14 protein-coding genes are annotated in these 14009 nt (G+C 69.3%); 4 read left to right on the forward strand and 10 right to left on the reverse strand.

The annotated features are described in order from the left end of the window. The 5 genes from QHF89_RS42970 to QHF89_RS42990 all read right to left on the reverse strand — a co-directional run. On the reverse strand, positions 1 to 905 hold a 905-nt coding region (locus QHF89_RS42970), incomplete at its 3' end, for a PAAR domain-containing protein (RefSeq protein WP_284721681.1). Between the two features lie 16 nt (positions 906 to 921). Beyond that, positions 922 to 1353: a DcrB-related protein gene (locus tag QHF89_RS42975; RefSeq protein WP_136935533.1), complete on the reverse strand. Its 432-nt coding sequence runs from the start codon at positions 1351 to 1353 to the stop codon at positions 922 to 924. 18 nt (positions 1354 to 1371) lie between these two features. Beyond that, positions 1372 to 1800 (reverse strand): DcrB-related protein, encoded by a 429-nt coding sequence (locus tag QHF89_RS42980; protein WP_136972594.1) that lies wholly within the window; start codon positions 1798 to 1800, stop codon positions 1372 to 1374. Between the two features lie 4 nt (positions 1801 to 1804). Beyond that, a complete protein-coding gene (locus tag QHF89_RS42985) occupies positions 1805 to 2761 on the reverse strand; it encodes an OLD family protein (RefSeq protein WP_136972593.1) in 957 nt (318 codons plus the stop codon). Next, positions 2758 to 4728, reverse strand: a complete 1971-nt coding sequence (locus QHF89_RS42990; protein ID WP_136972592.1) for a type VI secretion system Vgr family protein — start codon at positions 4726 to 4728, stop codon at positions 2758 to 2760. Before QHF89_RS42990 ends, QHF89_RS42985 begins: the two co-directional genes overlap by 4 nt. 124 nt (positions 4729 to 4852) lie before the next feature. Here QHF89_RS42990 and QHF89_RS42995 point away from each other — a divergent pair, with 124 nt between their 5' ends. Then, positions 4853 to 6202, forward strand: a complete 1350-nt coding sequence (locus QHF89_RS42995; RefSeq protein WP_136972591.1) for an NAD-dependent malic enzyme — start codon at positions 4853 to 4855, stop codon at positions 6200 to 6202. Between the two features lies 1 nt (position 6203). Here QHF89_RS42995 and QHF89_RS43000 read toward each other — a convergent pair whose 3' ends face one another. Next, the gene (locus tag QHF89_RS43000; protein WP_136972590.1) at positions 6204 to 6695 is read right to left on the reverse strand and encodes a type II toxin-antitoxin system RelE family toxin; all 492 of its coding nucleotides are present in this window, start codon (positions 6693 to 6695) and stop codon (positions 6204 to 6206) included. A 56-nt stretch (positions 6696 to 6751) separates the two neighbouring features. Between QHF89_RS43000 and QHF89_RS43005 the strand changes: the two genes are divergently transcribed. The 3 genes from QHF89_RS43005 to QHF89_RS43015 all read left to right on the forward strand — a co-directional run bounded on the left by QHF89_RS43005 (position 6752) and on the right by QHF89_RS43015 (position 10311). Continuing rightward, positions 6752 to 7522 carry an alpha/beta hydrolase gene (locus QHF89_RS43005; RefSeq protein WP_136972589.1) on the forward strand — a complete coding sequence of 257 codons (771 nt, stop codon included), beginning with the start codon at positions 6752 to 6754 and terminating at the stop codon, positions 7520 to 7522. Between the two features lie 76 nt (positions 7523 to 7598). Beyond that, a complete protein-coding gene (locus QHF89_RS43010; RefSeq protein WP_284721682.1) occupies positions 7599 to 8885 on the forward strand; it encodes a monooxygenase in 1287 nt (428 codons plus the stop codon). Between the two features lie 112 nt (positions 8886 to 8997). Further along, positions 8998 to 10311, forward strand: a complete 1314-nt coding sequence (locus QHF89_RS43015; RefSeq protein WP_284721683.1) for a hypothetical protein — start codon at positions 8998 to 9000, stop codon at positions 10309 to 10311. A 24-nt stretch (positions 10312 to 10335) separates the two neighbouring features. Here the strand turns inward: QHF89_RS43015 and QHF89_RS43020 are convergent, their stop codons facing one another. From QHF89_RS43020 to QHF89_RS43035, 4 genes are read right to left on the reverse strand one after another with little or no spacing between them, the layout of a single operon-like run. After that, positions 10336 to 10824, reverse strand: coding sequence for a hypothetical protein (locus tag QHF89_RS43020; RefSeq protein ID WP_136972587.1), 489 nt, complete (start codon positions 10822 to 10824; stop codon positions 10336 to 10338). Positions 10825 to 10875: 51 nt separating this feature from the next. Further along, positions 10876 to 12471: a hypothetical protein gene (locus tag QHF89_RS43025; RefSeq protein WP_136972586.1), complete on the reverse strand. Its 1596-nt coding sequence runs from the start codon at positions 12469 to 12471 to the stop codon at positions 10876 to 10878. Further along, positions 12471 to 13118 carry a hypothetical protein gene (locus tag QHF89_RS43030; protein ID WP_136972585.1) on the reverse strand — a complete coding sequence of 216 codons (648 nt, stop codon included), beginning with the start codon at positions 13116 to 13118 and terminating at the stop codon, positions 12471 to 12473. The genes QHF89_RS43025 and QHF89_RS43030 overlap by 1 nt, the downstream gene beginning before the upstream one ends. Continuing rightward, the gene (locus QHF89_RS43035; protein ID WP_136972584.1) at positions 13115 to 13930 is read right to left on the reverse strand and encodes a metal-dependent hydrolase; all 816 of its coding nucleotides are present in this window, start codon (positions 13928 to 13930) and stop codon (positions 13115 to 13117) included. Before QHF89_RS43035 ends, QHF89_RS43030 begins: the two co-directional genes overlap by 4 nt. Positions 13931 to 14009 lie beyond the last annotated feature (79 nt).

A 14009-nucleotide genomic window follows, 5' to 3' on the forward strand; every position in this document is an offset into this window, starting at 1 on the left:
GGCGGTGGCGGCGGCGGCGGCGGTGGCGGCGGCGGCGGCGGTGGCGGCGGCGGCGGTGGCGGCCCCGGAGGAGGCGGTGGCGGCGGCCCCGGAGGAGGCGGTGGCGGCGGCCCCGGAGGAGGAGGTCCCGGAGGAGGAGGAGGTCCCCCCCGCGCCCTTCGGAGATCCCGCGCCACGCCGACGCCGCCGAACGCGGTCGTACCCCAGACGTACGCCGGGTGATCGGTAACGCGCGTGATCACGTCCGCGACCTCCTGGTACCCGAGCCCCTGAGCAATCGCTGCCGTGTACCCGGCCGCCTTGTCGGCGAACGTGAGCCCGCGCGAGACGCGGTCGTACAGCCTCCACCATTTCGAGGGGTCCGCCGCGCCCGTCGGCGCGAGGATCGTGACCCAATCGACGACCTCGCGGCCAACGTAGAACCACTCCGGCAGCTCGCCCGAAAACCTCTTGGCCAAGACCCGCGCAGACGGGCCGCCGTAAACCACCGTCTCGCAGCCCGTCTTCAGCTTGCCGTCACAGACGGTCTCCTCCTTCACCCGCGCCGCGAGTTCCTGGTTGATGAGGATCGTCGCGCACCCGGTGGCGATCTTCAGGTCGTGACATCGAACCTTGTCGCGCGCACGCGCTGCGTTTCTTCCTGGCTCCCCGACGAATACGTTCGGGGACCCCTCCGACACGTCCCCCGCTTCGTGCTTCAGGTTCTTGAACGCCTTCTCGCCAGCGTTCGAGAAGTAGACGGCGACCCCCGCGGCGGCGAGCCACCCGAGCGGGCCCGTACCAAACACGAGCAGGCCAAGCGCGAGCCCGCCGAGGGCGCCCAGGACCGCGCCGAGGAACGCCAACGAATGTTCGACCGCGTCGTCGATCCGAACCGCTTGCTCGAGCGGCGTCGCTTCGCTCATGCCCCTACCCCTCCCTTCAGGCCCCGCTCGGCCGCGCCCGCAACGAGAGCGTGGACGCCGCGCGCTCGAAAATGGCGTCCGCCTCCGCCTGCTGCGAAAGCGTCGCCGTGACGCCCAGCGAGACGAATCGCCCCCCGATCACGAACCCCAGCGTCCGCTGGTATATCTTCTGCTTGGAATCCTCGTAGGTCACCTTCACGTCGATCGCCGGAAGGCCCGCGCAGAGGCGCTCCGACCGCCCGAGGAGCTCGAAGAACGGGAGCTTGCGCCGCTGCTCCACGTGCCGCTCCTCCACGCACGCGGCGAGGTCCTTCCCGCCGCGCTCGCTGCGCGACACGCCCACCCGGATCGTGCCCTCGGGGCGCGCATATTCGAGGAGGTTGACGGTCCCATCGACCCAGTTCGCGGGCAACTCGAAGCCCGCCTCGTGCGTGATGTAAAGGCTCAAAGAAAGCTCCTCCTCGCCCTATCGCTTCTTCAATCGCAAGCTCGTGAGCAGCCGCTCGACGACGGCGTCGCACTGCGTGCTCTGCGCCCGCGCCGAGGTCGCGATCACCGAGATGAAGGTGCCATAATGGCCGACGAAATAATACCGCTGGTAGACCGGGTGTCCCTGCTGCGTCGCGTGCGCCCGCGCCTCCCGGCCCGGGAGCGCGCCGAGGGGCCGATCGCGCTGCGCGATGATCTTGAGGCCGGGGACCTTGGTCGAGAACACCTTCAGGATCCTCGCCGCCTGCTGCACGACCGTCTCCTCCGTGCGCGGCTCCCGCGTGATCACGAGGTTTTGCGTTCTCACCCGCGTCATGGCCTCCCGCGGGAAGAACAGGTTCATGCTGCGATCGACGTACCCGTCGGGCACCTCGAACGAAAACTCGTCCACCTCGTAGATCGCCATGCCCTCACCCGAGCCGGATCACTTGATCCGCCTGCACGCTCGACACGAGCGCCGCCGATTGCGTCGCCACGATGAGCTGGTTGTTCGTGCCGAGCGTCGCGAGCGTCTTCACGAAGTCGCGCGCCTCCGCGTCGCCGAGGTGCTTCTCCGGCGTATCGATGAGCACGATCGATTGCCCGACGCCCGCCCGCACGAACGTCGTCGCGAAGAGGAGCGCGTCGAGCTCGCTGTCCGAGAGCTGCGCCAGGCTGTAGGCCCTGCGCTGGCCGTCGAGGAAGACCGGCAGCATCGCGTCGTTCGCACGATAAAGCCCCCCGAGCTGCTTCGTCGGGCAGAGCGCCTCGAAGGCCTTCTTGATGCGCCCCGGGGGCTTCGGTTTGCCCTCGGCGTCCACGTCGAGCCCGAGCCCCGCCTCCACGATGAAGCGCACGAGCCCGCTGTACTTCATGTCGTCGCGGCCGAGCCGCACCATCCGATCGAGGCTGTCGCCGGCCGACCGCGAGAGATCGATCGCCGACGCGAACGGGAGCCGTCGCGAGGCGTGGAAATACTCGACCTTGCCGAACGCCGGATCCGGGATGTACTCCGCGAGCAGCGCCGCGAGCGCCGGATCCGGCTCCGGCGGCTCGAGCACGAGGTCGCCGAAGATCGACTCGCTCACGAGGGCGCGCGCGCCGGTGCCATACCGATCCCGCTCCCCGTTCGAGAGCTCCCATTCGACGCGCACCTTCGCCGTGGTGACGCCGGGCCGCAGGAAGCTCGACGACGGCGCGGCGGGGCCATAGGGCCCGACTTGCTCCTTCGCCGCGAGGATCGCTTCGAGGAAGCTCGTCTTGCCGCTCGCGCGCGTGCCCGTGACGACCACGAGCTCGTGGGCGCCGTCCGTGCGCGTGTTGATCAGGGAAAACTCCTGATCAGGCAAACCTCGGAATCCGTCGACTCGTACCTTGCGAACTCTCATGGCGCTCCGATGTATCCCGTGACGGCCGTCGCGTCCTCGATCGCCGCGGGCTGCGGCGGATTCGGGACCCGGAGCATGCCCGGGTTGATCTGCACGATCGGCGATTGAATCGTGATCCCGCTTTGCGAGATCACGATGAACGAGTCCGGCGAGGTGGAGAGGATGATCATCTCGCTGAAGAGCCGGATGGCCTGCTTCGACAGGTGCGTCGACACGCCGTTCACCGACTGCACGAGGATGTTCTCGCCGACCTGGTGCTGCTGGTCGAGCTTGACGCGCACGGTGCGCTTCTTCGCGACCTTCACGGTCTGCTCGCCGACGACCGACTCCGCGTCGTTGTTGCCGACGTTGTGCGTGCGGTCGTTCTGGATGTTCATCCGGAGGTCGTGCTTCACGAGGCCCGTGAAGTCTTTCTCGGCCTGGAGCCGCATCAGCTCGCGGCCCGCGGCGTCCTCGAACATCAGCTCGTTGTAGCCGCCCGTCGCGGGCGACGAGGCCGAGCGGAGCCCGCTCTGCGTCTTGTTCGCCGGCAGCGGGTACGGCACCTTTTGCAGGTTCGTGAAGACACGACCCACGATGATGGGCCGGTCCGGATCGCCGCCGAGGAAATCGACGATCACCTCCTGGCCGATGCGCGGGAGCTGCACGCCGCCGTAGCCCGCGCCGCCCCACGATTGGCTCACGTGGATCCAGCACGAGCTGTCCTGGTTCATCTGGCTCTCGCGATCCCAGTGGAAATGGGCGCGCACGCGGCCGAACTCGTCGGTATGGATCTCTTCGCCCGCGGGGCCGACGACGGTCGCGCTCTCGACGCCGCTCACCTTCGGCTTCGGCGTGACGAGCGGCGGGCGGTACGGGATCTCGGCGCTGCGCGTCTCCAGCCTGTGGACCCACTCGCCATACGAGGTGCCCTCGTAGGTCGAATGCACCACGAGCAGCCGGTTCGAAAGCTCGCGCCGCGGATGATCGACGACGCGCATGACGGTCCCGGGCCGCAGCTCGACGAGGTTCGTGCGGAACGTGGCCTTGCGGGCCTCGGCGCGCTTCGCCTCCAGGCGGATCTTCGCGATTCGCTTGGCCTCGCCCTCGTCGTGCCGCGCCGCGCCCTTGTCGTCGGCGCTCGGCGTGGGCTCGCGCCCGTCGGTGCGGAAGAGGGAGGCGCCGGGCACGTAATGGAAGCGCTCCATCTGCTGCTCGAACGCCTCGCCCTCGGCGTGCGTGCCCATCAGCTTGTAATTCGCGGGGCGCCGGTAGTCGTGGTCGAAGATCGTGTACTTGCCGGGCCGCGTGCGCTGTCCGACGCGCACCTCGGTGACGAACTCGAGATCCTTGTCCACCATCGGTTTGTCGACGAACCGGACGGAGGGCTCGCGGGTCGGATTGTCCTGCGGGGCGTCGTGGAGGACGAGCACGGTCGTCTCGCCTTGCTGGTCGAAGTAAAACGTGATGCCCGCGTCTTCGAGCAGGCGGCAGAGGAACGCGTAATCGCTCTCGCCGTACTGCACGCGATATTTGCGTTTCTTGTAGGTGGCCGCGTCGACCTTCTGCACGGGCTCGATGCCCCACTCGCGGAGGAGCTGGAGCACGACGTCGAGGTCCGAGAGCTGCTGGAACATGCGGTGGTTGCGGCGCTGCGTCAAAAACCAGAGCTTCGGCACGATCACGAGCTCGTACGTGGAGAGCCCCGCCTCCTCCGTCTCGACCTGCTGGATGTGATGGCAGATCCCGCCCCACGTGCGGTAGGCGGTGGCGAGGAGCTGGTTGCGGGAGAGCGTGAACGTCGCCTCCCGGCCGAGCACCGCGTCAAAGTCGATCTCGGGGTTCGGCGAGAGCGCCACGAGGCGGACCTCGAAGAGGTCCGACACGCGCTCCGTGACCTGGAACTTGCGCACGTCGAGCGTGTCCCCGGACGCGACCTCGAGCTGCAAGTTGGGGCGCAAGGCCTCGGCGGGCGCGAACATCACCATGGTTGTCTCTCTCCTCGGGCGACTCTACGCGCGGATGATAAGGGAAGATCCTACGAGACGGAAATGTCCTCCTTGCCCCAACTTGCTCCCATGCGGCCGGCTTCGTGGTATGGTCCGCGCCCCCATGAGGAAGACGAGCCTCGACACCGTACTTCGCGTCAAATGCAAACACCGCGTGGGCCAGCTTGCACGCCTCGCGACGGCGATCGCCGAGCAAGGTGGTTTGCTGGGTGACCTCACCACCTTGCGCAGCATGGAGGGCGATACCCTGCGTGAGGTCACGGTCGAGACGCTGGACGAGGAGCAACGCGACCGCGTCATCGAGGCCGTGCGCGCCGTCGACGGCGTCGAGATTCTCGACACGATCGACCGCGTCTTCGACCTGCACAAGGGCGGCAAGCTCCACATGACGAGCCGGATCGAGCTCCGGCATCAGCGCGATTTGCGTTACATCTACACGCCCGGCGTGGCGCGCGTCGCGCGTGCGATCGAGCGGGAGCCCGAGCGCGCGCGGCACCTCACGGGGATCGGCAACTCGGTCGGTATCTTCACGAACGGCACGCGTGTGCTCGGCCTCGGCCACGTCGGGCCGCTCGCCTCGCTGCCGGTCATGGAAGGAAAGGCCGTCCTCTACGACAAGTTCGTCGGGATCAGCGCCTCGCCGATCCTCGTCGACACCCTCGATCCGCGGGAGTTCGTGGACACGGTCATGCGCCTCTCGCTCACGTTCGGCGGCATTCACCTCGAAGACATCCGCATCCCGGATTGTTACAAGATCGAGGAGGAGCTCATCGAGCGCCTCGACAAACCCGTCATGCACGACGACCAGCACGGCACGGCGACGGTCGCGCTCGCCGCGGTGCTCAATGCCTGCAAGATGACGGGGGTGGCGCTGGAGAAGGCGCGCGTCGGGCAGATCGGGCTCGGCGCGGCGGGCAGCGCGATCGCGCGGCTCATGATGGCGCACGGGGCGCGCGACGTGCTCGTGACGGACCGGTCCGAGGAGGCCATGAACTGGCTGAAAGGCATGGGCGCGCACCCGGTCGATCTGCCCACGCTCATGCGCGAGGCCGATATCGTGATCGCGGCGACGGGCAGGCCCGGCCTCATCGATCCGAAATGGATCCGGCCGGGGCAGGTGATTTTCCCGCTCTCGAACCCGGACCCGGAGATCGAGCCGACGGACGCGATCGCGGCGGGCGCGGCGTTTTGCAGCGACGGGCGCAGCATCAACAATGCGCTCGCGTTCCCGGGCCTGTTCCGCGGCGCGCTCGCCGTGGAGAGCCGCGCCATCACGCCGGAGATGCGTATCGCCGCGGCGCGCGCGATCGCGTCGTGCGCCGAAAAGGGCGAGGTCGTGCCCTCGCCGCTCCTGCCGCACGTGCACGAGGCCGTGTGTGAGGCCGTCGTCGAGGCCGCGCGCGCGCAGGGGCTCGAAGGCACTGCGCGCCTGACACCTCGCAAGCGTTCCTGAATCAGCCCGCCTCGCTGGTGATTGCCACGACGGTCACCAGCATCCCCTGCACCTTGTAAAGCAATCGCCGCGCGCCCATGCGGCTTTGCAGGTGTCCGTCTTTCCGACCGTGGAACGCCATCACCCCGCGCGGCACCGGATCAAAGGCGAGCGCGTCGATCTCCAGCGAAATGTCCTCCCGCTCGGCCGCCCCGAGCGCTTCGAGGTCGCGCACCGCGCGCGAGAGCAGCTCGATGTCGCGCACGTCCCTCCCCCGCCCGCGCCGGCTCGAGCGCGCCGCGCTTCCGCGCCACGACACCGGCTCCTCGTGCCCTTGCTCGGCCCAGGCCGCGCCAATCGCCTCGTCGTCGATGCGGAGCGCAAGCTCCTCGGCGAGCTTGGCCACGAACTCCGCGGGGAGCAGCGTGTCCCCCTTCGAGAGCCGCCCCGCGAGCGCCGAAAGCACCTGCGCTTGGGCGGCCCGTACATCTTCGTCACCGCGCATCTCGTCCATGGGGAGCACGATACACGAACGTGCCCGGCACGCGCGAGCCGTGGTAGGGTCGGCCCATGCGCCCGGCGGCCTTCGCGTTCGTCTTCGCCCTCCTCGCGGCGGGCCCACGTCCGGCGTCGGCCGAGGCCCCGGCGGTGGAGGTCGACACGCGCCGCTGGTGCGCGGCCGAACTCAAGGCGCTGGCGAACGAGGTGTGCGTGTTCGTCCCCGAGAAGCCCGCGCCCGGGCCTCGGACGCTCATCATCCACCTCCACGGCGTCATCCAGCCCGATACGCACGATCAATGGAACTCGCAGCGCAACGCGGCGCGGGTGGGCGCGACGTACGGGCATACCGTGATCATGCCGCGGGGCCGGCGCGGGATCGGGCCGAAGACGATGGAGAGCTGGTGGGCGTGGCCGACGGGCATGGACGCGCGCCGGATCCACGAGGACGCGCTCATCGCCGAATGGACGGCCGCGCGCAATGCGCTGGAGCAAGCCGCGGGCACACCGTTCGAGCGCGTTTATGTGTTTGGGTTCTCGAACGGCGCGTATTATGCGACCTCGCTCGCGATGCGCGGCCGGCTCGACGTCGCGGGGTATGCGCTCTTCGCGGGCGGCTCGGGCGCGCCGTACCACGAGATGGAGGCCAAGGGGACGAAGAAACGCGCGCCGATCGTGGTCGCGTGGGGCGCGGGGGATCCCACGCACGACAAGCAGCAGGCGCTCGCGAAGATGCTGAAGCGGATGCGCTGGCCGCACCTGGAGATCGGGCGTCCGCGCGCGGGCCACGCGATGACGGACGAGCAGGTCGAAAAGGCGCTCGCCTTCCTCGGCAAGCCCTGATTTCTCCTTTTACGAAGCGCGCCTGGCCGGTGTCTCTGGCCGCATGCGCACATCCATCCTCGCGATTCCTCTTTCCATGGGTCTCTTCGCCGTCCTCGCGGCCGCGTGCGGCGGCGGCGACGGGAGCACCGGCAGCTCGGGGACGACGCCTCCTCCGGACACCCCCGTGACCGTCCTCGACCCCACGTGCGGCGTCGAGGCCACCGTCTCGAAGACCCCCACGTATGCCGAGGATGTCGCGCCGATTTTGATGAAGAACTGCGCGACGTGCCACACGAACGGCGGCATCGCGCCCTTCCCGCTCCTCGATTACGAGCAGACGAAGCCGCTCGCGGGCCTCCTCGCGGAGCGCACGACGGCGCGCGAGATGCCGCCCTTCAATCCGAACAACTGCGGCCATTGCAACACGTTCCAGGACGCCCGGTGGCTCACGTCGGAGGAGATCGCCACGATCTCCGCGTGGGCCGAGGCCGGCGCGCCCGCGGGCGACCTCACGAAGGCCCCCGCGAAGCCCGAGCCGCCCACGGGCCTCGCGGACGCGAACCTCACGATCGACATGGGCGTCGCCTACACGCCCGATGGTTCGAAGGTCGACGATTACCGCTGCTTCCTCGTCGATCCGGGCATCACGGCCGACAAGTTCCTCACCGCGTACGAGGTCGTCCCGGGGGATCCGCGCGTCGTCCACCACGTGATCGCATTCGCGCTCGACACGGCGGCGGCCGAGGCCGAGGCCGAATCCCTCGACGCTGCCGAGGCGGGCCCGGGATACACGTGTTTCGGCGGTCCGGGCGTCGGGGCCTCGCGGTTCGTCGTGGGCTGGGCCCCGGGCGGCGGGCCCACGCGTTTCCCCGCGGGCACGGGCCTAAGGCTCGAAGGTGGGCGCAAGATGGTCGTGCAGGTCCATTACAACCTCGCGAGCGGCGCGTTCCCCGATCAGACCCGCATCGCGGCCGTCGTGCAGGACTCGGTCGAAAAAGAGGCGACCATTTCGCGGATCGCGGCGCAGGGGATCAACCTGCCGCCGCAGCAGCCGATGACGACCGTGACGAACGACGAGCCCGTCCCGGCGGGAGCGGGCACCGTGACCTTGTGGGGCGTGGCGCCGCACATGCACGGGACGGGGAAGACGCTGCACGTGGAGGCCGAGCACGAGGGGCAGAAGCAATGCTTGCTCGACGTGGGGAACTGGGATTTCCACTGGCAATCGTTCTCGATGTACGAGACGCCCCCGAAGGTGCAGGGTGGCGACACGATCCGGATCACCTGCGGCTACGACACGACGGGCCGGGACACCGTGACGAAGCAGGGCGAAGGGACCGAAGACGAGATGTGCATCGCGTTTTTCTATGTGACGCGTTGAGGGGCACCACGAATCTCTCCCCTCGCGACGAGCCTCGGCATGGGCGCGCCCGTGACCCGCCCCGTCACGCGCCGAGGTGCAACCGCGCCGGGGAATGTGCTAGCCTCGGCGCGTGGTGAAGGAACGGGGGCGCGAGCTAGGGGCGGGCGTGATCGCGCTCCTCGCGCACGTGCTTTTCCTGTCCGTCGCCCCGCGCGCACCGGCGCCGGGCGCCGAGCCGTTGCCGCCGCGCGTCGAGCCTTCGGCGGATACGACGGTCGATATCGAGGAGGAAAGCCCGCCCGGCGCGGTGACCCGCGCGCCGGCCCCCGCACCCGAACAAGCGCCCACGCCCGAAGCGGCCCGCGTGGCCGTGCGTGCACCTGCGCCCGTGCCGGCGCCCGCGCCCGAATCCGCGCCCGCGCCCGCGCCCGAATCCGCTCCCGCTCCCGCGCCCGAATCCGCTCCCGCTCCCGCGCCCGAATCCGCTCCCGCTCCCGCGCCCGAACCCGCTCCCGCGCCCACGCCCGCCGCGCCGAGCCCTCCCGTTGACGAATACGGCGGTGCGCCCGCGCCGGCCCCCGTCGTCGGCGCGCTTCCCGGTCTCGGTTCGCCCGTATGGGCCGTCCCGGGCGTCGTGCCCGGCGCGCCGGCGGCGCGGCCCGCGCCCACCACCATCGAGGCGCCACGCCCCGTCGATTCCGACATCGCGAGCCGCGTCATCGCCGGCACGCTCCACAACAAGGACAAATCCAACGGCATCGACGTCCCCGCGGCCGGCGTCGTCGCCTCCACCATTGCCTCCGCCGTGCGCGCGTCGGCGGTCAAGGACGCCCGCGCCACGTTCGAGGTCAAGCTCGACGCGCAAGGCAAGGTCGAGGGCGTCCGCCTCGTCAGCACCACGGACGCGAATGCGAACCACTGGACCGGCGTCGTGGAGGCCGTGAAGAGCGGGCTCTCTGCGCGGTCCTTGCAAATGGGCCCGGACAAACAGGGCGTCACGGTCGTCGTCAAGATCGAGTCGAAGGTCCAGTATCCGGCCGGAAGCGTGGTGAAGGGCGAGATCAGGCCCCTCTGCGCGAACGAGGTCATCGAGCAGATCGCGCAGGCGGTCCAGGACGGGATGTCGGCGGGCGGCGGTGGCTATACGCGCGGCGTCCGCGACGATACGGGCCGGTTCATTCCGTACAGCGACCTCGACGAGGAGCGCAAGCGCCTCTTCTGCATTCCGATCGGCATCGCCGGCGGGGGCGACCTCTCGAATTTCGGCGGCGCCCACATGTACAACGTCGTGAGCTCGTCGTTCACGATCAAGCGCGCCGGAGAACAAGCGTTGCCCGCGGATACGCCGCTGCCCGTGGATCGGAGCGCCCCGTGGACCCCCGCCGCGCCGGGCAAGACGCGGCCGCCGCCGCCGCCGAAGAAAAAGAAGAAAAAGAAGCGGTGAGCTTCGGGCGCGGACCCGACGCGCCTATTTGCCGGCGTTCGGATGCACGGGGCTCACGACGACCTCGACGAGGCCGGGCTTCTGCCCTTTGACGTAGACCAGCGGCTGCTTGTGGACCGCATACCAGAACTCGCCGTCCGGTGCGACGACGAAGCCGCTGACCGAGTAGGTGTCGAACATGTCGAATTTGGACTGATCGGCCTGGATCTCGAACGCGTAGGGCGCCGGCCCCGAGAGCTTCTTCGTGATCTTCCCGAGCTCCACGTGCCCGGTCTTGCCGCCGGTGACCGTCAGGCGGAGCTCGAAGTCGGATCCCTCGATCGGCTTTGCATTCTCGGCCAGCCGGACGACGCCGGTGATGGTGCCGCCCGTCCACTCGGAATGCTCCACCGGCGCGTCGTCGGCGGGCGGCGTGGCGGGCAACGAAGGTTCCGGCGTCGCAGGGTCGGGCTCGGCAGAGCCTCCGCAACCGAGGAAGGCGACGGCGGCCAAGGTCATCACGAAGCACTTCATCCGCCACCCTTACCCCGGCTGCGCGGGCCGTTCAACGGACGAAATGCATGCTCAGGGCGCGGCCTGCGGCGCGGCGCGTTTCTTCGATTCGATCGCTTTTTGCGTTTCGAGCGCCTGGATCTGCACGTCGAGCGTTTGCTTCTGCCTGCGCAGCCGCTCGAGCCGCACGAGGGTGTCGACCGTGGAGAGCGTTTCCTCGGTCGCGGCGCCGTCGACCATGCTGGCGAACCCGAGCGCGCCGCTCGCGCTGGCGAGGCCGTCCGCGACCGCGCCGGTCGCGCTGGGGAAGGTCGAGGCGCTGCTCTGCTCCAGTCGGACGAGGCGGCCTTTCGTGTCGAACCCGAGCGCGAGCCTGCGCTTGGCGAACGCGGCCGGATCAAAAGAGATCGTCGCCGCCGGCTCGCGGGGATCCATCACGTCGATGATCCTGGCGTCGACGATTCGAATCCCCTCGTACGACTCCCCGATGCGCGCTTCCTCCGGATCCGCGACTTTCCCTTGCGAGAGCAGCCGCAGCGTGGCCGCGCGCGACGGACGATAAAACACGCGCCCTTCCGCCTCTTCCTCGGCCGGCGCCGCGCCCTTCGGTTTTTTCGGCGGCGCGCCGCGATCGGGGGTCAATGCGATCGCGATGCGGGTCGCGTTCCAGAGCTCCCGCATGGCCGGGTGCTGCGCGAGCTTCGCCGGCACGTCGGCCGATTTCGTGCCCTCGGGCAGCGTGGCCTCCTCGGGGATCTCCGCGACGTCGAAGACACGCACGACGTCCCGCGTGATCGACGCCGGCGCGAACCGTTGCTCCTCGGCAAATGCCTGGAGCCGAGCCTCGAACGCGGCGCGCACCTCCTTGTGCTCGTCGAGGGCCGCGCGGAGCGAGGCGTCGAGCATGGCGCGCTTCGATTCGAGCGCGGCGAGCTCTTTCGCGTCCGCGGCGCCGATCCGATCCTCGACCTCCTTCTTCGTTTTCCTGCGCTCGCTCGCGACCGCGTCGAGCTCGTGGCCGCGCAAAAAGAGCTTGCGCCCCTCCGCGCTCGCCGCGAGGAAATACAAGGTCTGCATGGGCAACCCTTCGAGATCCTCGCAGGGAAATTTCGCCGCGGAGGGATCGGCGCGGAGTTTTCCGCAGACGCTCGTCCGCGCGGCCTCGGTCCCGCGGTCCGCGAGCCCCACGAGAAATCCCGCGATCGTGGCCGCCGCTTCGAGCGTATCGGTGACGACCTGCCCTTCACGCCCCGCGCTCTCCATGTTGATGGACTTGAGCAAGCCATTGCCATACGTCTCGACGGCCAGCGCGTCGTCGGACGTGCGGCCCGGTTCGAGGTGGAGCGCATAAAACGCACGCGTGTCCGGCACGTGCAAGACCGTGACCGTCGCCGCGCTCTCTTCGACGTCGAAGGGCAGGCTCTTCACCTTGAACTCGTAGAGCCCCGCGTCGTTTTTCTCGTACGAGACGCTCCGCCGCGACGTGAGCGTGGTCCGGACGCTGACCTCGATGAGCGTCTTCGGCAGGTGATACCGGATGCCCTCGGGCGCGGCGTCCCCGTACGCGTGCGGGCCGCTCCCGATCATCCGCGTGCCCCCGCAGCCGGACAGCGGCAGCACGAGCGCCGCCGCGGCGAGGAACCATCGTGCAGCGTGTTTGATTCGCATCAGAGAATCACCATCGTCCCGAGCGTCTGCCGCATGTCCCGGAGGTCCTGCGCGTACCCCGGCGGCGCCGTCACGAGCCACGCCTCGACGAGGCCGAGCCAGCGCACACGAATCTCGTCCACCGCCTTCGGATCGAGCGTATCGACGACCGCGCGCACGGTCTCGGCGTCGAACTCGCGCCACCGCTGCCGGCCCTCCGGCGAATGCCAGCGCGGTTTGCCCTCGAACCCGACGACGAGGCGCGCGCCGAGCCCCGCGAGCCGCGCGAGGAGCGGGCCCGCGCCCGTGTCGCAGCACATGAAATGCAAGGCGCGGTTCTCCGCCCAGAGCCGCAGCTCGTCCTCGGGAAAGTCGTCGGCGAGGAGCAGGCCCTTGGGCGAATTCGTGTCGAGGACGCGGCTCGGCTCGCCGTGCGAGGTCACGAGGATCGCCGCATAAGGTCGCGCCTCCTCCGCGGCGACGCGGAGGGCCGCGAGGACGGTGCTGCGCTCGGTGAGCGTGCGCCCGAAGCGCACGACGCCGCCGCCGAGGCCCGCATACAGCGAATCCCGCATCCGCTGGACCTCGACGGTGTCCTCGTCGTACGCGCTGTCGATCGAGAGGACGCGGCGCTCGCTCCGCGGGCCGATCTCGACGGGCAACGTCATGCCATGCCCTTCGCTTCGAGCCATTGCCGCGCGAGGCCGTCGATCTCGGCCTCGAGCGGATGAAAATCGCGCCGAAGATACGACTTGATGCCCCGCACGAAGACCCGCTGGCCAATCGGATGCTCGCGGAGCTTTCGAAGCTCGGCCCGGAGGTCGACATCCCCGCGGCGGCGGTCCTGATCGAGGAGCACGAGCGTCCCGGCGATCCAGAACGCCGCGAGCGTGGAGGCGGCGAGGGCCATGCCGGCGACGCGCAGGGCATAACTCGGCGCGACCTTCCCGAGCACGTCGAAGGCGACGGCGCGGTGCTCGATCTCCTCGGCGGCGTGCCAGAACAAGAGATCGCGCAGCGCCGGGTGGGCCCGATCGAGGAACCGCTCGCGGAGCGCATTCTCGGCCATGATGGCGGTGAAATGCTCGGCCGCGGCGGTGACGGAGAGGCGGAAGGCCGGGGGGAACGCAGGTTCGAGGACGCCGTACGCGATCTTCTCGTAGATGCGGAGGAACGGCTGGATCTCGTAGCCTTGCTCCTCCAGGCGCTCGAAGAAGCGCTCGTGCGTGCGGGCGTGGCGGCCCTCCTGGGCGAAGAAGCCCTTCACCTGGGCGCGGAGCTCGGGGTCGTCGAGTTTGTCGAGGTAATGGTGGACGCTGCGCACGAAGAAACGCTCGCCCGCCGGGAACAGCAGATTGACGCCGTTCGCGATGTGCGTGGCGAGCGCGTTGCCCCCGAACCAGTGGCGCGGGACGCTCTCGTCGAAGTCGAGGCCGGGATCACGAGGCTTGAGGGCGGGGCGTTCGTGGGAGGTCTGCATGGCCGACTCCAGGGACGATTCGAGGGTACCCTCACGCCCTTGCCCGGTCAACGCGATGCTCCGGACAATCACGGCAAGC

The organism is Polyangium sorediatum (assembly GCF_029946465.1).
In the GTDB taxonomy this organism is placed as follows: Bacteria; Myxococcota_A; Polyangia; order Polyangiales; family Polyangiaceae; genus Polyangium; species Polyangium fumosum.